The sequence below is a fragment of the Halioglobus sp. D3-4 genome (assembly GCF_055809315.1).
Window position 1 is genome coordinate 1,158,611 of sequence record NZ_CM147907.1, and the last position, 20,917, is coordinate 1,179,527.

Below are 20,917 nucleotides of genomic sequence, written 5' to 3' on the forward strand. Positions count from 1 at the left end.
TGGGGCGTCATCAAATTCTCGAGTTGCGCAGTAGTCCTATCGCAAAGTGTGCGGCCCTGGCCGTGAGGGCCATATATGTAAGGCTGGGGTTCTGATTTCCGGAGGAGGTCATACAGGCACCATCTGTTACGAACAAATTAGGTATGTCGTGCGATTGATTGTAGCCGTTTAAAACCGATGTGTTCGCATCCCTGCCCATTCTCGCGCCACCCATCTCATGGATATACTTGCCGGGCGCCTGCAGATCATTGTAGGCCTTGATGTCCTTGAATTTCGCCGCTTCCAGCATTTCAGCGGCGCAGTTCATGATATCGACGCGCATCTTAATCTCATTCTCACCGAATCTGACATCGAATCGCGGCACGGGGATGCCCCATGCGTCTTTCACATTGGGGTCAAGGGTCATTCGGTTGTTCACGTTTGGCAGTGTTTCGCCGGCGCCGGTCAGGCGAATTTTCCACGGCCCTGGTTGGCTTATTTCCTGCTTGAAGTCGACGCCGACACCCGACTGTGCAAAGCCCCGAGGCCAGCCTATCTGGCTGGCCCTGCCGCCCATCTGGAACCCGCGAACGTAATCGCTGCGCTGGGTACTGATGTTTCGAAAACGAGGCACCACAAAGCCGCAGGGCCGTGAGCCGCTAAAGTTTTTGCTTGGAACATCATCAATCTGTGCCTTCGCACCTACACCAAAATGGTGATCCATCAGATACCGCCCCAGTGTACCGCTGGAGTTTGCAAGGCCCTCCTTTCCGGCACCGGAGTTCAGCAATAGGCGCACTGATTCAAACGCCGATGCACACAGGAATACAATCTTCGCGCGATATTCATTCTCTTCCCTGGTGAATGCATCAATAACTTTAACGCCGCGAATCCGGTTGCTGGTTTCATCATAGATAAGTTGATGCACGATACTGTCCGTGCGCAAGGTAAGATTGCCCGTGGCTCGCGCTGCGGGCAATGTGGTACTTTGTGTACTGAAGTAGGCGCCCACGGAACAACCCCTGGCACAGGGGCCACACAAATGGCAGGCTGCCCGATGTCCTTTTGGTCTTGTCAACACGGCTACCCGCGCAACCGAGAGGGGGCGTCCCGGGAAGTGCTTGAGGTTGGAGGCTCTCAAACGCAGTTCCGGGTCGTTCAGTGGCAGTGGCGGCATCAGCTCGCCGTGCGGAATTTGCGGACTCACATTGGCTTCGCCGCTGATGCCGGCGAACCGCTCTACATGGTCATACCAGGGGGCGAGGTCGGGGTAGCGAATGGGCCAGTCAATGCCAATTCCATCCTCTAAATTGGCCGTAAAGTCTCTCTCTGTCATACGATAGCATTGCCGCGACCACGTCAGGGAGCGACCTCCCAACTGGTTCCCCCTGATCCAGGTAAACTCTGTTCCATCGGCCGTCGTGTAAGGGTTCAGGCGGTCGTTGATAAAGAATTGTGACGTAGCTTCATTGAACTGGCCTGTTTGGCTTTGTATGGCATAGTCCGTTTCAACCAGTTGTCGATCACCCTTACCTCTGAACCGCAAATCGTAGGCACTCAGGTGTTCTGTTGGATAGTCACCATGCTCTACGGACCTGCCTTTCTCCAGCATCAGGACTGAAAGTCCCGCTTCACAGAACTCCTTGGCGGCCCAGCCACCGGTGATACCGGAACCGACTACAATGACGTCGTATGTTTTAGTATCCAATTGGGCCTCCGGGCGGTCCAGAAGGCGCGAACGAATGCTGACCAACCGGCCCGTGTGTATGCAGGCTGTCTAACATTCCGCGCTGTGAAGTGAAATAACCAACCAGCACAAGTTCCTTGGCTACACGGTAGAACTCAAGCTGCTCGGCTAAACTACCTGTGTTGCTGTCCGTGCCGGCAAAAGCCTGCCTGTCGAGGTCTGCGACAACAGCCTGCGATAGCGCGCCTGTAACGCTTTCCCGGCAACTATCCAGTCCATTGAGAAACTGCACCGTTTCCGGCGCGCTGTACCAATGCGTCACCATAGTGTCGATAAACGCCACAACACCTGTCTCACTGGCAGCTGGCGTATCTGTAGCGGGTAGAATGTGATCAGCGAGTTCTGCCATAAAAGTGGCCTGAGCGACAGAGAGCGTTTCAAAATCAGTTGGCTGCGCAGTGCTCAGCACAGTTTGTGCCAGCGCGCAGGATGGGGGAAGTGACGCAAGGCTGCCAAGCGCGACCATCTGGTAGAGAAACGCCCTGCGAGAGTTCATATAGCGGAGGCCTCTCTACCGGTCTTTTCCAATAGCGCTTTTGTCAGCAGGACGCCCTCTAAAGGAGACTTTTTACAGCCCTCCCACTCAATTCCGATATAACCCTGGTAGCCGCTGTCGTATACGATCTTCATCATGCGGTGGTAGTCGATGTATTTCTCCTGCCCTGTGGGTGTGAAATCCAGGCTCTTGGCACTGACTGATCGCGCACTGGGCAGCATTATGGCAACACTTGAATAAGGGTCGTCGTAGCGGAAGTTGTTGAAATCAGGGAGTGTGCCGCAGCGCGGGTGATCAACCTTCTTCACAACCTCCATGATAAACTGTGCGTTGTAGGAATACGGGCTGCCCCAGAGGTTCTCGATAACAATATCGACGCCCAGCGGCTCTGAGAATTCACACAGTTGTCGAATAGATTCGCTTATCAGGGACAACTGTGTTTCACGCGGCCCCTCTGAGCGGGCGTTGACCCGAATCATTGAACAGCCCATAGCGTGGGCTGCTTCGATCCAGTACTGGTGATCCTCCAGTATTCGCTTTCGTTCTGTCGGATTGACGTGAGCGACATCGCCGACTTTGTGCAGCATGATCATAATATTTTCGATGCCCCAGTCTTTCGCTCGCTGTTTCATTCGGGACATCGCAGCCAGGTCACGGTAGGAATCGAGCCAGAAATCACTGAGATAGTCGATTCCACCTAGCCCCAGTTGTGAGCGTGTAAATTCAGGTAGCGCCGCATTGCTCATTTCGCCACTGTAGAACGCATCCTTGAATGACCATTGAGCCAGCGAGATTTTGAACCAATCGGGTTTGTGTGGAGCCGCCGAGAATGAAGAAAGAGGCATCAAATGGTTCGCTGTCATAGCCGCAAGGCCATACAGAACTTGCCTTCGTGATAATGTGCGGTGCATTTACATGGCTTCCCTGAATCGCTTTATGGTCATACTAACTTGAGTGTTTGGCTAATTGCCCTACCCGAAGGAGGGGTAGGAATGGCGATCAATTGTGTTAATTTTTGAAAAAGTCGGATACATCACCCACCAAGAGAGGCAAGTACATGTCGTTTACTAGAACTTTGGCGTCGGCCCTGATAGGAGCGTTAGCGCTGGCAAATGGGGTATGGGCACCGGTAGTTGAGGCCCAGGTCATTAGTGATTCAGGTGAACTGGTGATTGCAGGTGGACGCAACCAGTCGCTGGGGCGGCATCTTGGTGACCAGGCATTGGTTGATGAGACCGCGAGTAGGATCAATTCTATTTCAGGTGATGGCCCGGGCGTATGGGCATATGAGTGGAGGTTGCTTGGTGAGCAGTACGAAAAGCGCGGCGATAAACTGGCTGCTGAAGGCAAGCCAGAGGAAGCATTTGAAGCCTATGGCCAGGCGATGAGCTTGTATCGGCACGGCTATCTTCCGGATAACTTCACTCCCGCTGAACGAAGATCGTATGAGCGCTTTCGAGACATGAAACTGAAGATGAATGAGTATCTGGAGACGCCGTTTGAGGTTGTCAGGGTACCTTTTGAAGGACATGAAATTGTAGTCCACCTATACCTGCCCCATGGCGTAGAGAAGCCACCACTTGTTATCTACACCGGTGGCGTCGATGGATCGAAGGAGGGGGCTGAGCCCATGAGTCAGCTGCTCCCGGAGGCCGGTATCGCCATGGCCGCTTTTGATTTGGCCGGTACCGGGGAAAGTATGGATTGGTTGGCCCGCCCGGATTCTCACAAGCTACATAAGCGTTTGATCGATTACTTCGCGGAGACGGGAAAATTTGACACCACTCGGATTGGACTTTGGGGTGGGAGCTTTGGCGGCTATTACGCAATACGTATGGCGGCAGATGATCCACGCTTGAAGGCGGTTGTGAATTATTGTGGACTTGTACATTCCGCCTTTCAGGTCCCGCCCCAAGCAATGAAGGCCGCATTGAAATCGGAAACCGGCCCGCTATTGCGCTCTTCATTAAGGCGTATGGGATTCGACCCGGATAACTTTGACGTCGACGAGTTTATGGAATTTGTGAATGCCGATCCGTTCTCCCTGTTGGACGCAGGCGTGGTCGGAACGGGTAAGGCAACGATTGATGTTCCGATGCTGATCGTTAACGGAGGTCGTGATGCTGTGGTGTCGATGGATGATATGAAGCTGGTAGAGGCAGAGGCGAGCCAGAGTGAAATGTGGGTATTAGGATTAGACCCGCACTGTGCCCCACGTTATTCGCAGATTGCACAGCCACAGGCGGTAACCTGGCTGGTAGAGCAGCTAATGGCTGCCGACCCCAGCCAATAGGGAGGGTGTTTTCGGTTTGCAACTGGTTAATCTGATATTTCTGAACACAAAACGTATGAGGAACTGCCATGAACAATAATTTTAAGAAGCGCATACCTGGGGTGTTGATTACCTGTGCAATGAGTTCAGCGCTTCCTGCTATCGCTCAGCACCAGCAACTTGTGCTGGAAGAGGTGCGGGTTACGGCTACCCACAGAGATATGGCTGCTCAGGATGTCGCTTCGTCGTTATCGGTGTTAGGTGAAACCCAGATAGAGAGTTTGCGCATACGCAATGCGGCTGATCTACAAAACTATGTACCGGGGTTGACGATCAAGTCCCAAAGTATCGGTACTGCGAAATACAATATTCGCGGTGTCGGCCAGGCGGTGGATGATATTTCAGTGGAATCGGGTGTGGGTGTCTATCTCGACGGCATCTACATCCCCCGTGCTGGTGCTGCTGGCGCAACACTGTTTGATCTGGAGCGGGTGGAGGTATTACGCGGACCGCAAGGAACACTCTATGGTCGCAACAGTGCCGGTGGCGCGATCAAGTACATCACACGTGAAGCCGACCCGGAACTCGGTGGCGAAGTGAGCATTGAGGGAGCGGAGCACGGTACCTACAATGCCAAGGGCTACGTAACTGGCCCCATCATCGACGACAAGCTGCTTGCCAAGTTGTCTCTGGTTTCGCTGAATTCCGACGGCTATATGAAGAACATCTACGACGGCAGCGATGGCAGTGGCGTCGATACTCAGGCCGCTCGCCTGGGCTTCAAGTACATCATATCTGACGATGTGGAATTCACCCTCACAGGTGACTACCAGAAGAATGATCCCAATCCCCGATTTTTTACACTGGTAGAGCCCGGATTTCAGTCGGTTATTCATGAACTTGGGGGGCTGCCACCGGAGCCCGCATCCTCAGGTTTCTACGAAGTCGATGTCGATAATACCGGCTACGAAAAAATGGATACCGGTGGTGTGATGGCGCGCCTCAACATGGCGCATGACAATATGGACAGTGTATACCTGTTTGGTTTGCGGACTTCGGAAACGCGTTTTGATGTGGACAGAGACCATTCACCAGTGAATCTTTTCAATGAAGCACACGATGAGAATTCAGACTGGGGTAGTGCAGAAATTCAATTCATCTCCAATCGTGACGGTGATTGGTCATTCGACGGCAAAGCTGACTGGTTGCTCGGATTCTATTATTTTGCCGAAGATGGTAAGCGGGACGTCGATTTCTATTCGAACGTATTTGACGAAGTATTTTTCCCGGGAGAATTACCATACCCGACGGCTGAGCTGATGTTCCATCAGCAAATCGAGACGGAGGCATTCGCTGTTTTTGGTGAGTTTACCTATGACCTGACCGAAGCCTTGCGGGCGACGGCAGGTGCCAGATACACCGATGAGAAGAAAACCTTCAAGGGCCGCACGCAGATTAATGATCCGACGGTGGATTACTTTTTTCCCGGATTTCCCGGGTTGGTTGGCCCCGGAGATAATGGTGGCCTCATAGATGAAATTTACGAAACCAAAGATACTACCTCGTGGAGCGACCCTACCTATAAGTTCTCTCTGGAATACGATTTCGGTGAGGAATCCATGGCTTATATGTTGTTCAGCCAGGGTTTTAAAAGCGGCGGTTATCAGGGAACTGCGGCGACTGCAGCTGCTGCGACAACCCCATTCGACCCAGAAAACGTCGACAACTATGAGATGGGCCTTAAGGGTGTTTTTCTGGATCAGCGCCTACAGACCAACATGGCAGTCTATTATATGGACTATACCGACCTGCAGAACGGTATTGTGACAGACTCAGGCACCCCGGAGACTATCAACGCAGACGCTGAAATCAAGGGCTTTGAAATTGACCTTACCGTTCTGCCTATTGAGGGACTTCGGCTTGGTGGCAGTTTCGGGTATATAGACTCGGAGTATAAAAACTTTGACGGTTCTCCGGAACGCGAGGGCAGCCAGGTCAACGGCGTTCCAAAGTATAAGTACGCCCTGATAGGCGACTACTTTTTCCCGCTGATGGGTGGCGAAGTCACCTTGCATGCCGATTATGTGTGGGAAGACGACACGACTGATGCGCTGGGCGCCTCCAATATCCCGCAATGGGACAGGTTGAACCTTTCCGTCACCTATCTGAGCAGTGAGGGTCACTGGGAGCTTATAGGCTGGGTACAGAACGCCACAGACGAAGAATACTGGCTGGAGAATAGTATCGGCACCGCTGCGACGCCACCAGATGCGCTGCCACGGCTGGTAGCTGCGCCGCGAACCTACGGTGCAACACTGAACTATCGCTTCGGCTCACAACTTTAGAAAGGGGTTAACACCATGAAACTGGGTCTTCTGCTCGGCTATTCGGGCAAGCAACTCACCATCCCTATGGAATTGATTCGGCACGCTGAGAACTTGGGGTACGATTCGGTCTGGACCGCAGAGGCCTATGGCTCAGATGCGGTTTCACCCGCCGCCTGGATATTGGCCCAGACTTCGAAAATCCGCGTTGGTACGGCTATTATGCAGATGCCGGCCCGCAGTCCTGCGATGGCGGCTATGACAGCGATGAGTCTGGCACAGTTGTCGGATAACCGCTTTATCGTTGGTCTGGGAGCCTCCGGCCCACAGGTTGTAGAGGGGTGGCATGGCGTTCCCTACGGCAAGCCGGTTACCCGAACGCGCGAATATATCCAGATCATGCGATTAATTATGGCTCGCCAGGGTCCGGTAGAATTTGATGGCAAACAGTACCAACTGCCACTGAAGGCGGATGGTGCAACGGGACTGGGAAAGTCTCTGAAAACTATTTTGGAACCGAACCCGGCTATCCCGATTTATACCGCATCGATCACTCCGGCCGGTTTAAAATGTGCTGCACAAGTCGCAGACGGTGTGTTTCCTGTGTGGATGGATCCCGACAAATACAGTGTATTCGCGTCAGACCTGGAGGCAGGTTTCGAGCTGGCGGGGAATGGAAAGTCGCTCAAGGATTTTGATGTAGCACCTTTTGTGTCCGTCAGTGTCAACGATGATGTCGGTGCTGCCTTTGATGCGCTTCGCCCCTGGTTGGCGCTATATATCGGTGGGATGGGTGCAAAGGGGAAGAACTTTTATTGCGATTATGCGACGCGCCTTGGTTATGGCGATGCGGCCAACACCATTCAGGATCTCTATCTGGCTGGCCGCAAGCAGGAGGCTGAAGCGGCGGTTCCCGATGCGCTGATCGATGCCGTGGCACTGGTCGGCCCTAAAGGGCGCATTAGAGAGAGGTTGTCTGCGTGGAAAGCGGCTGATAGTCGCGGAGAGGTGAGCAGCATGCTGTTAGGTGTGACGGATCCTGACACGCTGGAATTTCTTGCCGGTGAAATGCTGTAGTCTGACGCCCCCTAAATTGTCAGGCCAATCGCTCTGGCCTTGGAGATTGCCTGGGTTCTGCTGCTAACGCCCAGTTTCAGGAAGATGTTCTTGAGGTGCCATTTAACGGTACCTACAGAAATAATCAGCTCCCCTGCAATCATTTTGTTGGAGTGTCCCTCACTTACCAGCACGAGTAACTCCAGTTCACGTGGCGTCAGCCCCGCGTCATTTTGAACGGCGTCTGCCTGGGTGGATAGCCCGGGCAGTGCCTTATCGTCAGCCCCCATTGGTTCCGGTGGTTCTTTGCCGGGTTCGAGAAGCAGCGTCAACAGATTTCCTGCAGGCCTGTGTTCCCCGGCGGAGTCACTGGGAGTTTGTGTAGCGCATAGCTTTTTCACCAGTTGCAGTATTCGATCACCTCCTTCGAGGAGAGGTTGAACTACCCCGGTACGTTCTGCCAGAAGCAGCATCTCCCTGACTGAGCGCAGTGTTCTGCTGTCGTCATTACAGCCGTCGTGAGCAAGCACAAGCAATACTGAAATTTCGACACTCCAGACCAATTCATCTGCTGACTTTGCCTGATTGAACAGTTTAGTTAGCCAGGCTGAAGCAGTCGAATAAGAACCGGTTTTAATCAGATAAAGACAAAAATTGAGATAGAGGTTCTCTTCAGAGCGTTTGCAGTAAAATGTGGGGCTGGGTCCACGTGAACCCAGTGGGGTACCCAGCCGCTGCAACAATGTCTCAGCCTGATCAAACCGGCCAGCCAGTACTTCATACTTTACCTGTTCTGCGCGTAGCTGGTTACAGTTTGACTCGAAACCATGCTCTGCGAGATTACCTATCGCTTCTTCGAGAACGTGTAATGCGCTGTTGGCGCCGGAACTGGTATTTGCCAGCCTGGCGCGTTGCAGTGTTGAATCCTTGAGGTAATGAGTGGCTCGGTATATACGAAACATTTCCTGAGCCTCGTAAAAACGTTGCTCTGCTTCGGGGATTTGATTCTTGTCATAAAAGATACGACTCATCAGTAGAAGTGGAATGCCTGAAAGTAACGAGAACTGCCCGGGGACCAGCCTTGCCAGATCGATTGCTTCGGTACACTGGTGCATGGCATCCTGCAGCTGACCCTGGATATATCGGATCTCGGCCATCCGCACTGTTGTTGAAACCATGGTAATGGGCGTGTGATTTAGCACCGCCAGGCGTTTGGACTCGTAAAATGCTGTATAGGCTTCACTGAACTTCTTGCACCTGAAATACGCGGAACCCAGAGAGAGTTCAATCTGCTCCTGCAGAAAGTCCTCTGCGCTGCCACGCTTTTTCTTCAATTTTAGCCAGACGGCAGGGTCGGCCCAGTCACTGTCCAGTGCCTGTTTGATACGGTACTCGATAACCTTCAGGTCTTCCTCTGACGGCATAAGCGGAACTTCGCTGCGATCGACAACACCGGACTCAAGTCGCTGTTGAAGTTCTGTAAGGTGGGGGCCGGCTTCCTTGAACCGCTGTGTAATTACCAACATCCACAAATACGGCCAGAGGAAATAGGGGTGTTGTTCAAGTATGTGCTGCGGGATCTCGCTGACGAATTTCTCGATAAGTGCAGCGTCTCCAGCAACAACGAGATCGCGCGCATGGTTAGCGTAGACGACCACGGCACGTTCATAATCCGACGCTTGCAATGCATGATAGAGACTGGCATCTGGTAGCCCAAATTCCATATACCAGTCACTGGCCTTGCAATGGCGTTCCGCTAACGTTCTGGCATCCTCCTTTTCCAGTTGCCATCGAAGGAAGTTTCTCAGTAGCGGAGGGTAGGCATACCACTTCTCTGCATAGTTGTTCCCCTCGAGAATACCTTGCTCCAAAAGCGCGTCCAGTTGTTCATCGGCGTTGTCAGTACCTACGATGTGATTGCATAAATCGGCGCGAAGTCGTTGCAGGTGAGCGGTTGCAAATACGAAACCCTTTAATGGTTCGGGCAGGTCGGCGATAACATTGCGATCGAGGTATTCGCGTAGGAGAGGAGATTTGCCTTGAAGTACCCTGGATTTATCACCGGGCGTGACGACGGATTGTAATGTCATGCTGAGAAGCTTCAACGCGGCCGGCCAGCCTCGTGTGACATCAGACAATGTGAGAAGGTCTTCCTCAGTAAGCGACTGGTGCCCTTCCAGTCGCATAAACTGTTCCAGTTCCGGGGTAGAAAACATTAGAGTTTCCCGAGCCAGAATTTGTAGGGGTTCACTGAGCTGGAGCTTTGGTGTCAACCATTGAGGAGGCACTGTACTGGCGACGACCCTGTGAATTGTGGGAGGCAATCGCAGCAGGAATTGGCTGATCCCCTCCAGTGCAGCGCTCTCATTTAGCGCTTCGTACTGATCGACAAACAAAATCAGGTTTTCGCCGAACTCACCTAACATATTGCCCAGGTGATGCAGGTCGTTTACGTCGAAGTGTTCAGGCGTGAGCGGCGGGTCAACGTCCTCGCGGGGGAGAACAGTGTAGCAGGCCTCGCGTATTGCGCAGGCAAGCTTTGTAGTATCGTTGTGGGTGCTGTCCAGCGTTATCCAAATCGGTTTGATACCCGATTCGATAAGTGCGGCATACCAGGCGCTCATGATAAGGCTTTTACCATAGCCCTGCGGCGCTACCAGCAGCGTATAACTGTACTGCTGCAGTTCGATATAACGTTTTTCAAGCGTGGGCCGAACAAGATACTGCGCGCACACAGGGCGCGGCGCCAGCGAGGCTGACAGACTGTGACGAGGGGGCTGTGCACGTGTTGTAGTCGCCGCTTTCGAGCGCATCATTCCAGAGCTTTTCCGTCGGTATTTTGGGTGAGTATTTCACGTCTTGGGGCCTTATCATACCCCCACATAAGAGAGGTAGCTATGTGCTTCAAATAGACGAAAATACCTCCCTATGAACCTCATAATGCGCATAATTCTGGCTGTTTTGGCACCGTATACCTGTGTTGCGAATGCGGAGATTCTCGCAGAGATTGAACTTGAGGCCTCATCCGTTGTGCAGATCACGCCATTGTTGGACAGGGCGGAGCTACAGCAGGCTGGATGGCGAACTTTTCAGCTAATTATTCGAAATCCCGCTGGGCTAGCTGGGACCCTGACCATTGCCAGCCCGAATGCGCAACCCCTTTTTAGCAAATCCAACGGCGGTGAACGCGCCTTGCCGGAAAATGAGATACCTTCGCAGCAGGTGCTGCACAGTACCATCGAGTTGTTGGCAGAGCCCGGCCAGCAGCTGTCGCGTGCCCTAAGTGGAGAGCCGGTAGAGACGCGAGATATACAAATTTATACACGTCATCAGGAAAAGCTGGAGGTAGAACTTGTCGTCAGTTTTGTCCCAGAGAATACCGAAAAGCCGCATAGCGGGCATGCTGTCATCCCCTTTGATATCCTGCCGGCCTCACGCGTGCAGTTGGTGATCAGGGATGAATTGGATAATCCTGCTGTTGCAGCGATTACCATCACCGATGGTGTTAACCGCCTGGTGCTGGATCCCGCTGACAATCCACTCCCGGAGAACTACCGGTATCGCTTTGCGATGAGACGACCGTGGGAACGGGTTTGGGAGGAGGGAGCCTATCAAACCAGTGCGAGCCCAGAGACACATCTCACTGGAATTTACCCCTTTCCAGCGCGTCGACTGCCGCAACTGGATCCGTTTCCGGACCTCTATTTCCAGGCGCAGATATACCGCGGCGATGGGGAGTATGTCTACCTGCCACCCGGTCGCTACCGAGTCGACTACAACGGCGGCCCGGAGACCATCAGCCGTAGCCGCGAGGTGATCATTGCGGCACAACCGGCGCAGCTGCTGCGATTGGATATCGAACCCTGGATTAGCATGGAACAATTGGGTTGGTTCAGCGGTGACCTGCATGTTCATGCCAGCGGATGTAAACACATCGAATCGCCGCGGCAGGGCGTGGTGCCAGAACTGATACTGAGACAGGCAAAAGGCGAGGGCTTGAATATAGTATCCGTACTCAATTGGGTGCCCGGTTGGCAGGAACAGTTACAGTACTTCGGCAAGACTTATCGAAGCGGTAACACCCTGTTGCACCATGATATGGAAGTGTCCAATTTTCCATCGAATGAGATGGGGCATCTCGGGCTGTGGAACTTGCCGTCGCCGAACTACCCCGATACGGCGCGGATCAGTGACTGGCCGAGCTGGAACCTCCCCATTTTGCGCTGGGCCCGCGACAAGCTTGCCACTACCGGCTACCTCCATGCCGGTTGGGGCATGCAGCCGCATGGACCTGAAGCAGATTTGCCAAACCTTGCACTCGCTCCTATGTCGGGAATTGGTGCCAACGATTATGTGGTTGCCCTAAACGAGGACCTGGTAGATTTACTGGGTGTCGGCGATACACCTCCCACCCAGGAACTCAACCTGTGGTACCACACACTCAACAGTGGCTACCGTACCCCCATCATGGGCGAAAGCGACTTTCCCTGTATCTACCACGAAAAAATGGGTATCGCACGCAGTTACGCAAAGTTGGAGGAGGAACTGGGGTTCGACGCCTATTTGCGTGCGCTGCGGGCGGGTCGCAGCTATGTGAGTGATGGCAAATCGCATCTGATTGATTTTACCGTGAATGGAAAGGAACTGGGGGTATCCGGCAGCCAGGTACAGGTGCGTTCCGGAGAGGTGCTGAATGTCAGGGCGAGAGCGGCGGCCTGGCTAGCAGAGTCGCCTTCAGATGTTGAGATGTATATCGCGCAAAGCGATGAGCAGCGACAGCCGGCCTGGGATATCGCCCGCGCCCGTATACCAGGCTCGAGAAATGTTAGAGTGGAACTTGTGATGAATGGCGAGGCCGTCGCATCCCAGTCCATCAAAGCTGACGGCAATTGGACGGATATAGGTTTTGATATTCCTGTCACCGAATCCAGCTGGTTGGCGCTGCGCATTTTTCCAAGCTCGCACAGCAACCCAATATTTGTGCAGGTGGACGATAAACCGGTGCGCGCTTCTGCGGCCAGCGCCACATGGTTGGCAAAGGCAGTGGAGCACCTGTGGCAAACCAAATCGCGCTTGATTCACACCGACGAAAGAGAAGCGGCGGAAACAGCGTATGACAGGGCCAAAGCAGAATACCTGCATCGAGCACAGGAGGCAGAGGATGATGGCTAGAGTTCTGCTGTTAATGGTGTGCCTTGGCAGCGCCTGTGCAGCGCTTGCGCATCAGGCTATTCCACGCAGCGAAAGAGGCGAGGTTGAACAGGCATTCCCGCTTACTGAGTCGCTCGACCAGCGTGAGACGGCGCCTGTCGTTGTTCATTTTTTGGATGAGCACGGCAATCTGACCCCCGCAATGCTCTCACTTGCGAATACCAACGGCTGGCGGGAGGTGCCACTGGCGCAACCATTCCTGCCCAATGAGCTTCACCCGGGGCGAACATCGAGTCGACGTCAATGGCGCGGAAAATTTCCCATTCATAGCAATGGGGAAACGGTACTGTATCTGCCGGATGGACAGTACACACTCACCGCGGGAAAAGGCCTGGAATACCAGCGGGAAAAAATCAGTTTTGAGGTGAAAGCAGGCGGCAGTGTGAGCCTGAGCGTGAAGCTTCGACGATGGATTGACCTGCCCTCACAAGGTTGGTGGTCCGGGGATCCCCATGTGCATGTGGCGAGGGATGGCCCACAGCGAGACATGGATATTTTGACGGCGGCAATGGCAGAGGATATTCATGTCACCAGCACGCTACAGATGGGGGATGCCAATGAGCTATATTTCCCGGCCCGACAAACTGGCAAGGCTGCGAATCTACACATAGGCAACTATTGGCTAGCCTCTGGACAGGAGGACCCGAGAACGCCAGAGCTGGGACATGCCATTATGCTCAATACCGAGACCTTATACCGCGATACCGACAACTATTACCTGTATGGCGATATTTTTACACGGGCCCGTGCCGAGGGCGCGGTTACCGGGCTGGCACACTACTTCCAGGCCAAGTTCCACACCTATAGAGCGGGCGCGCTACTGTTTCCAGATGGTCTGGTCGATTTTGTGGAACTGCTGGACAACAGTGATATCTTCCGGCCCGAGCTCTATTACGATGCGCTAAACCTCGGGTTTCGCATCCCCGTATCGGCAGGTTCGGATTATCCCTGGGGCGATCATATTGGCGACCAGCGCACCTATGTAAAGCTACTCCCAAAGCAAACTCTGAGCCCCCAGTCCTGGTACGAGGGGCTAAAAGCGGGGCGCACCTATGTCACACAGGGCCCGATTATCCAGTTTAGTATCAATGATCAGGACATTGGTAGCGTCTTACAGGTGGAAGAAGGTGAGGAGTTAATTATTCGAGCCGCTGCGCAGGGGCCGCCGTATGTCGGTTCTCCCCAGCGGCTCTGGCTGGTCAGTATGGGGCTAGAGATTGCACAGGTGTCGAGGAACGAGCGCGACGATATGGCCTTAACGCTTCTCCACACCGACATCGTTGAAGGTAGTCGCTGGTATGTTGTGGTTGCTCAGGCGCACAATGGGGCTTTGGCCCACAGCTCTCCAATTTATGTTATCGCAGATGGCCAGCCTGCACAGCTGCGCGGTAAAGCGTTGCAAGCGTTGGTCGACAAACAGCTCAAGGTGTTGCACATGGAGGGGCGCGATGCCATTCCACCAGAGCAGCGGACGGAGGCGTACCTGTCATGGCTGAAACGAATAGAGGCATACTACGACAGCATCACACCGCATACAGGCGAGCAATAGGGCTCCGTCTGACTCGGTTGAGTCCGCCGCGCTACCCGATGCCTCTTTCTACACCATCCCAGTAGGGCTCACGCAGTACTTTCTTGAGAATCTTTCCTGAAGGGTTACGCGGCAGTTCATCGACAATCTGAAGTTGGCGCGGAATCTTGTATCCGGCGATCTTGTCCCGGCAGAAGTCCATCAATTCCTCGAGGGTGAGACTCATACCTGGCTTGGTGACAACAAACGCCAGTAGCGCCTCACCGAATTTCTCATTGGGCACGCCAATCACAGCCACATCTGCCACAGCATCAAGTTTGGCCAGCGCATTCTCGACTTCAACGGGGTAGATATTCTCACCGCCGCTGACAACCATGTCCTTGATACGATCCTTGAGGTAGAGATAGCCTTCCTCGTCGAGGTAACCGGCGTCACCGGTATGAATCCAGCCGTCGGTCAGGTTGGCCGCGGTGGCCTCGGGCAGATTGTAGTAACACAGCATATTGGTATCGGATTTAACCCAGATTTCACCCACCTCACCGGTGTCGACCTCAACACCGTCGGTATTCATAATTTTGATGTCTACACCCACGGAAGGGCGACCGCAGGACCGTAACAGCTCCGGCTTGCCGGCCAGCGCGCGACGGTGGTCATCCGGGGTGAGATTGACCACGGTACCGGTGGTTTCGGTCATACCGTACATCTGGACAAATTCGCACTGGAAGACTTCGATGGCCCGGCGCAGCACGGTTTCCGAGATAGGGGAGGCGCCGTAGAACATCGTTTCCAGCTTGCTGAAGTCACGCTGCTCTATCCCCGGGATTTGTAATACGGCCATGATCATGGCTGGCACCATGAATATACTGGTAACGGGATAGGCCTCCATGTCGTCCAGTATCTTCATCGGATCGAACACCCGGTGCAATATCGTGTGTTGCCCGTTATAGATACCCGCGATAGCCGACCCCGCGCCCCCGATGTGGAACAGTGGTGCGCAAATGATACCCGCTGTGCCGATAGCCGGCCGGTGTGGCGTGGCAATCACATTCATCATGGTCAATTGCAGCATGTTGTAATGGGAGGTCACCACGCCTTTAGGATTTCCTGTGGTGCCACTGGTGTAGAGTTGGATAAACGGGTCATCCCGGCCCACTACCACTGAGGGGCTGGTGGCGGGGAAGCCGGCGAGCCAGTCCTTCCAGTGTAGGGTATCGGGTTGGTTGGCGGTAACAATGGAAATGTCGGGCGATAATTGTGGCCGCAATGCATCCAACGCAGCTTCCATTCCATCCAGTACTAGCAGTACACGGGTATTGGAATCTGAGATTATGAAAGCCAGCTCTGCCGACGCCAGCCGGTAGTTCAGCGGTACCGAAACGGCGCCCACCTTGCTCGCGGCCATGAATAACAGGCAGTGCTCCACGCTGTTCTCGCCGAGAATTGCAACCCGTTGCTCTTTCTGTACACCCAACTCCAGAAAGCCGTTGCCAAGCTGATTGGCAATAGCATTGACCTCGCTATAGCTCAATGATGAATCGTGATGTGTGAAGCAGGGGGCGTCAGGTGTATTTCTGGCGTAATATTCCAGATAGTTGTGAACGAGCATGCCAATTCTCTCTTCTTATGCTGGTAAGTTGTCAGTAGCCGCAATGCTGGTGAACGCTGAATCACGCCTTGTGTAAGGCGCCCGAAACGGTAGAGATCGGTTATCGCCGGAGTCTGTGAAATCCTCATCTCGATCAGCGAGCGCGTATAACGAACACGGTGGCAATGATAGTACAATCTGTGCACAGGTTCGATGGCTATCATGCAGGTTGTGGCGGCCGGAATAAGGCAGCAAAATTGTCGGCACTATTGTGAACGATCCTGGACGATCAAACATTCGGGTAAAATGAGGTTCAGACTATGACACTTGAAAAGCGTATCGCCGTAACACTGCCCGCTGGTCCGAAACTGGAGCAGACTGTGGAACTGATCAATTGGGCAGAAGAGAATGGCATTACTGATGGCTGGTTTGCAGATGCCGGTGCGCCCGACTCACTCACGCAGGTCGCGGCTATTGCGCATCACACGCGCCAAATGCGGATAGGGGTGGCGGTGACTCCGGTCTATACACGCACGCCGGCAGTGCTGGCCGCGACCGCAGACGTTATCAGTCAGGTGCTACCCGGGCGCTTCATAATGGGATTGGGCTCCTCCAGCGAAACCATTATGGGTGGATGGCACGGTATCCCTCTCGATAGACCCCTCACTCGAGTGAAAGAAACAACAATAATGGTCAAGAGCATGCTCAGGGGAGAGAAATCGGATTTCTCCCTCGATACACTTCATAGTAAAGGCTACAGGCAGCTCCCCTGCGATAACCCTCCACCAATCTACCTCGCAGGGCTGCGCGGGAACATGCTGGAAACTGCGGCGGAGGTGGGCGATGGCGTCATTATAAACCTGTGGCCCCAGGGAGCACTGCCAAAAATGCTGGAGCACATAAGAATCGGGGCAGAGCGCGCCGGTAAACGCGCTGAGGATGTAGAGGTCGTCAACCGGGCGATGGTACTGGTCACGGATGACAAAGCATTGGGGCGCGACATATTCAGGCTCGCCTTCGGTGCGTATTATGCCACTCCGGTCTATAACAAGTTCCTGGCCTGGGCAGGCTATGAGGGTGCGGCCGCCGCAATTCGCGAGGGCTGGGCGGCCAAGGATCGGCAAAAGACAGCTAGCGCAATGAGTGACGAAATGATCGACGAGATTGCCGTTATAGGCAATGCGGAGGAGGTGCGAGAACGCATTCGTGCCGATGCTCATACTGGTGTGCATACGCAAATAATTGCGCCCATGGCAGCCACTCCAGAGGATGCGATGCGCACGTTCAATGCGTTCACTGCCAGCAATTTTTCGTTTTAGCACTTTAGTCTGCTTTCGCCATACCCCTTTCAAAGCGAGAGCGAGTAGGGCGCATACAGTCGCTGGTTGCGGGCTTGCCCAGGCAACTCGCCGTGTTAGATGTGAGTATAAATCACAATTCGATTGAGTCGTGCCAGTTTTCCCTTGTATAGTTTTGCCCTATATTCTGGTGGCGCATTTTGCACACGCCAGGATGGAGCTCACTTGTTATTAGTGGCGAATAATAAATTTTTGGAACACAGTAACTCTCTGTGTTCCGGTTGAGGCTAAGGGGCTCCAAAATGTTGTTAAGAGACCAATGTGCGAGTGTGCTCGCGATACTGGCCGTGTGTGCTATAAGCGCGTGCAGTGATTCATCCAACAGCAATAGTGAGCAGCCCAGCCCAGTTGAGCCGGCCGGTGAGCTGCCAGCAAATGTCAGTGAATGGGTTTGTGGAAGTAACCCTGAGCCAGTAAGCGAGCAGCAGATAGCCGCATGGTGTGCTGACAATTCGGGGAGCGGGGTACCTTTGCCGGATGCTTTGCGCGCACCTCCGCTGCTGTCGGATCTATCAGATAAAAATAGCTATGATGAGCGTATGGAAGCTTTCTTGCGCGCGAAAACCTACGATGAAGAACTGAATTGGACGACGGACAAGCAATGGCGCTTGACCGGCCCTTACGTCGGTGACATTGGTAGCGGTGACAACTACGGTTCCCATCCCGCGGTAAAAATCTCCTATTCTCCAGAAGTTGTCGATTGGATCTGTGGCGACCGCAGTACTCCAATCCCCGACGGGGCAATGATTGTAAAGTCCATGCACAGTATTGACGCCGACCTGGGTATCGAACTCGAAGACAATGCCTGCATGGTCATCACCGAGGACCCCGAGCCGGGTAGTTGGACTGTCATGGTCAAAAATTCTGAGGCGACAACGGACGGTTGGTATTGGGCCTACTACAGTGCCTCGGGCAGCAGTGACGAGGGTAACCCACCCATACTGGGTTTAGCGGCCGTTACCTCTGAGGCGGGATTACGGGCGCTTGAGGAAAGCACGCAACGAGATCCTGCTATTTACCCAACCGGTGATAACAGTACAGCGATTCCCAACGTGGTTTACCCCAACGCGGGGTATGGGGCGTATTGCATCAACTGTCACGGATCAGCAAAGAGAGAGTCGACGTTTTCGTCGTTGGATAACGTCCTGACAAGCGGTTTGCGTTATCGACAGTTCAGCAGTAGTCCCGATAGGGATTTAACAGATCAGTTGGGACTGGACCCCTTTGTCGGCAAACATCACAGCAGCCTACAAAGCAGCGGTGATACAACTACTAATCTCTTTCCTACACCGTTGTCTGTGCCAAATGATAGTTTTCTGGATTTTTACGATCAGATGGGACCGGTCACATATACCCAGGCGATGGCTTTGAGTATGCCTGCCGAAACCTACGACCACGCAGTGGCAGGGAGCAAGCAGAACCCGCATGGTGCGACGAAATTTGTCACATCAGACCAATGTGCAGGTTGCCATGACGCAGCATCGATGTCGGCCGCAACCTCGAACATGATATTTTTCGATGAGTCAGGCGACGAAGCCAAGGCGCTGAACCTTTCTCCCTACGCAGAGTGGCGTGCATCCCCGATGGGACTTGCCGGTAGAGATCCGATTTTCTTCGCTCAATTGGAAAGCGAAACCAATCATTTGCCTCAGCTAACGACGTGTATCGAGCAGACGTGCCTGCGCTGTCATGGTGTTATGGGCTCTCGACAGCTCGCCATTGATACTCCCGGGGAGGGCGTTGATAACTGTGAATCACTGTATGCGATTGAACCCCCAGAGGGAGTCCCATTTGGCAAGGAGTTTACGCGGGATGTCGTCAATCAGTGGCCGCATTCTGAGCAGAATGACGAGCAAAACTATGCCGCTCTAGCACGTGATGGTATTTCCTGCACGGTGTGTCACCGTGTAGCGCCAGATTCACTGGGTGATGAAGATTCGTTTACGGGCAACTTTGTAACCGGGCCAGATTCCGAGTTGTATGGCCCCTATGCCGATGACACGATCGTCACTGCGCCAATGGAGAATTCTGTTGCGATTACTCCCAAATTTGGCGAGCAATTGACGTCTGCCGATATGTGCGGGACCTGCCATAATATTCTGTTGCCGGTGTACGATAACGAAGGGGTAAAACACGGCGCCAGCTACGAACAGTCTACGCACCTGGAGTGGACTAACAGTGTCTATGGACGTGAGGGAGATGCGGCGCGCGGCTGTAACTCCTGTCACATGTCTACGCATTACAAGGGCACCAAACTGCATACCAAGATCGCGAATATAGAATCGAATGATTTTGCACCCACCACCGAGCGTCTCCCCGATGAAGAGATAACTTTGACGGAACGTAGTGAATTCGCTCGACATCAATTGCACGGCTTGAATGTCTTCCTGAACCAGATGTTTCAACAGTTCCCGCTGGTGCTGGGGGTTCGCCAGATAGACGGTCTTACAGCCAGCGATGTGACGCCACCATTACTGACAGGCATGAACTCGATGATGAATATGGCGCGAACAGAAACCGCTAACATAGACATTACCAGCGTGGAGACGTTACCCGGGAATCAAGTCCTTGCTCGCGTGAAAGTGACCAATAAGGCTGGCCACTATCTGCCATCGGGCGTAGGCTTTCGCCGTGTATTCCTCGAAGTATTGATTCGCGATAAGGCCGACAACCTGATCTGGGCCTCCGGGCGTACCAACGAGCTGGGCGCGATCGTTGATGGGATAACTGATAACGTGCTCGATACTGAACAGCCTGGAGATTTTCCTGGCAGCCTGCCACAGCCGCACTACCAGCGCATAACGCGCGGCGACCAAGTGCAGATATACCAGGAGGTGTACGCTGATTCGGCCGGTGATATCACTACCAGCTTCCTGAGGCGGATGACAAACCTTAAAGACAACAGAATAAAACCGCTGGGTTATGACGCTGCTGTCTTTACTTCATCGCCCTCACAGTACATTCGCGAACTGGCATTACTGCCGGGTGCAGAGGCATCTGATCCCTATTACACCGACCCTGCATTAACCGGTGCCGATACCATTGAGTATGTCGCTACGTTGACGCCAACGCAAATGGCCGAGCTTGGCTCAATAGAAGTTAACCTCTATAACCAGTCGATACCGCCGTCCTATTTGCAGGAGCGATTTGCTGATGCCGGTGTCGGACCTATGGCTATGGATGACACTCAGCGTCTCTACTATCTGACGAGTCACCTTAATACCAAGTCTGTTAACACGGAGTTTGGATCGAACGTCATCGATTCGTGGAAGCTCTACCTGGCAGGGGATAGTCAGGAGATTACACCTTAAGCACGATTGGATAAGTAGGAGCGGGTATTTCTGCATGGATCGGCCGTATT

At 53.5% G+C, this 20,917-nt stretch carries 12 protein-coding genes; 7 read left to right on the forward strand and 5 right to left on the reverse strand.

Translation table 11 applies throughout. The features are described from left to right. Positions 1-10 precede the first annotated feature (10 nt). The 3 genes from AC0L6S_RS04970 to AC0L6S_RS04980 are packed head-to-tail and all read right to left on the reverse strand — an operon-like array spanning position 11 to position 3,085. A complete protein-coding gene (locus AC0L6S_RS04970) occupies positions 11-1,687 on the reverse strand; it encodes a GMC oxidoreductase (RefSeq protein WP_473427321.1) in 1,677 nt (558 codons plus the stop codon). Next, the gene (locus AC0L6S_RS04975; protein WP_473427322.1) at positions 1,677-2,222 is read right to left on the reverse strand and encodes a gluconate 2-dehydrogenase subunit 3 family protein; all 546 of its coding nucleotides are present in this window, start codon (positions 2,220-2,222) and stop codon (positions 1,677-1,679) included. Before AC0L6S_RS04975 ends, AC0L6S_RS04970 begins: the two co-directional genes overlap by 11 nt. Then, positions 2,219-3,085 (reverse strand): sugar phosphate isomerase/epimerase family protein, encoded by an 867-nt coding sequence (locus tag AC0L6S_RS04980; protein ID WP_473427323.1) that lies wholly within the window; start codon positions 3,083-3,085, stop codon positions 2,219-2,221. The genes AC0L6S_RS04975 and AC0L6S_RS04980 overlap by 4 nt, the downstream gene beginning before the upstream one ends. Positions 3,086-3,279: 194 nt before the next feature. Here AC0L6S_RS04980 and AC0L6S_RS04985 point away from each other — a divergent pair, with 194 nt between their 5' ends. The 3 genes from AC0L6S_RS04985 (at position 3,280) to AC0L6S_RS04995 (ending at position 7,895) form a co-directional block, all read left to right on the forward strand. After that, positions 3,280-4,515, forward strand: a complete 1,236-nt coding sequence (locus AC0L6S_RS04985; RefSeq protein ID WP_473427324.1) for an alpha/beta hydrolase — start codon at positions 3,280-3,282, stop codon at positions 4,513-4,515. 68 nt (positions 4,516-4,583) lie between these two features. Next, positions 4,584-6,839 carry a TonB-dependent receptor gene (locus AC0L6S_RS04990; RefSeq protein ID WP_473427325.1) on the forward strand — a complete coding sequence of 752 codons (2,256 nt, stop codon included), beginning with the start codon at positions 4,584-4,586 and terminating at the stop codon, positions 6,837-6,839. Positions 6,840-6,854: 15 nt separating this feature from the next. Continuing rightward, on the forward strand, positions 6,855-7,895 hold the full coding sequence (locus AC0L6S_RS04995; protein ID WP_473427326.1) for an LLM class F420-dependent oxidoreductase: 1,041 nt from the start codon (positions 6,855-6,857) through the stop codon (positions 7,893-7,895). An 11-nt stretch (positions 7,896-7,906) separates the two neighbouring features. Here AC0L6S_RS04995 and AC0L6S_RS05000 read toward each other — a convergent pair whose 3' ends face one another. Beyond that, positions 7,907-10,690: a LuxR C-terminal-related transcriptional regulator gene (locus AC0L6S_RS05000; RefSeq protein ID WP_473427327.1), complete on the reverse strand. Its 2,784-nt coding sequence runs from the start codon at positions 10,688-10,690 to the stop codon at positions 7,907-7,909. A 124-nt stretch (positions 10,691-10,814) separates the two neighbouring features. On the opposite strand from AC0L6S_RS05000, the gene AC0L6S_RS05005 reads away from it, so the two are divergent. Both AC0L6S_RS05005 and AC0L6S_RS05010 read left to right on the forward strand, forming a co-directional pair. After that, complete coding sequence (locus tag AC0L6S_RS05005; protein WP_473427328.1) at positions 10,815-13,046, forward strand: CehA/McbA family metallohydrolase; 2,232 nt, start codon at positions 10,815-10,817, stop codon at positions 13,044-13,046. Continuing rightward, a complete protein-coding gene (locus AC0L6S_RS05010; RefSeq protein ID WP_473427329.1) occupies positions 13,036-14,634 on the forward strand; it encodes a CehA/McbA family metallohydrolase in 1,599 nt (532 codons plus the stop codon). Before AC0L6S_RS05005 ends, AC0L6S_RS05010 begins: the two co-directional genes overlap by 11 nt. 31 nt (positions 14,635-14,665) lie before the next feature. Here the strand turns inward: AC0L6S_RS05010 and AC0L6S_RS05015 are convergent, their stop codons facing one another. Continuing rightward, a complete protein-coding gene (locus AC0L6S_RS05015) occupies positions 14,666-16,219 on the reverse strand; it encodes a long-chain-fatty-acid--CoA ligase (protein WP_473427330.1) in 1,554 nt (517 codons plus the stop codon). 299 nt (positions 16,220-16,518) lie between these two features. Between AC0L6S_RS05015 and AC0L6S_RS05020 the strand changes: the two genes are divergently transcribed. Both AC0L6S_RS05020 and AC0L6S_RS05025 read left to right on the forward strand, forming a co-directional pair. Then, the gene (locus AC0L6S_RS05020; RefSeq protein ID WP_473427331.1) at positions 16,519-17,517 is read left to right on the forward strand and encodes an LLM class flavin-dependent oxidoreductase; all 999 of its coding nucleotides are present in this window, start codon (positions 16,519-16,521) and stop codon (positions 17,515-17,517) included. Between the two features lie 578 nt (positions 17,518-18,095). Beyond that, complete coding sequence (locus AC0L6S_RS05025; protein WP_473427332.1) at positions 18,096-20,867, forward strand: hypothetical protein; 2,772 nt, start codon at positions 18,096-18,098, stop codon at positions 20,865-20,867. Positions 20,868-20,917: the final 50 nt, after the last annotated feature.

Bases quoted from the DNA above. Each gene is read 5' to 3' on its own strand.
- AC0L6S_RS04975 (WP_473427322.1), bottom strand. From the start codon at position 2,222: ATGAACTCTCGCAGGGCGTTTCTCTACCAGATGGTCGCGCTTGGCAGC.
- AC0L6S_RS04980 (WP_473427323.1), bottom strand. From the start codon at position 3,085: ATGACAGCGAACCATTTGATGCCTCTTTCTTCATTCTCGGCGGCTCCA.
- AC0L6S_RS04985 (WP_473427324.1), top strand. From the start codon at position 3,280: ATGTCGTTTACTAGAACTTTGGCGTCGGCCCTGATAGGAGCGTTAGCG.
- AC0L6S_RS04990 (WP_473427325.1), top strand. From the start codon at position 4,584: ATGAACAATAATTTTAAGAAGCGCATACCTGGGGTGTTGATTACCTGT.
- AC0L6S_RS04995 (WP_473427326.1), top strand. From the start codon at position 6,855: ATGAAACTGGGTCTTCTGCTCGGCTATTCGGGCAAGCAACTCACCATC.
- AC0L6S_RS05000 (WP_473427327.1), bottom strand. From the start codon at position 10,690: ATGATGCGCTCGAAAGCGGCGACTACAACACGTGCACAGCCCCCTCGT.
- AC0L6S_RS05005 (WP_473427328.1), top strand. From the start codon at position 10,815: ATGCGCATAATTCTGGCTGTTTTGGCACCGTATACCTGTGTTGCGAAT.
- AC0L6S_RS05010 (WP_473427329.1), top strand. From the start codon at position 13,036: ATGATGGCTAGAGTTCTGCTGTTAATGGTGTGCCTTGGCAGCGCCTGT.
- AC0L6S_RS05015 (WP_473427330.1), bottom strand. From the start codon at position 16,219: ATGCTCGTTCACAACTATCTGGAATATTACGCCAGAAATACACCTGAC.
- AC0L6S_RS05020 (WP_473427331.1), top strand. From the start codon at position 16,519: ATGACACTTGAAAAGCGTATCGCCGTAACACTGCCCGCTGGTCCGAAA.
- AC0L6S_RS05025 (WP_473427332.1), top strand. From the start codon at position 18,096: ATGGAAGCTTTCTTGCGCGCGAAAACCTACGATGAAGAACTGAATTGG.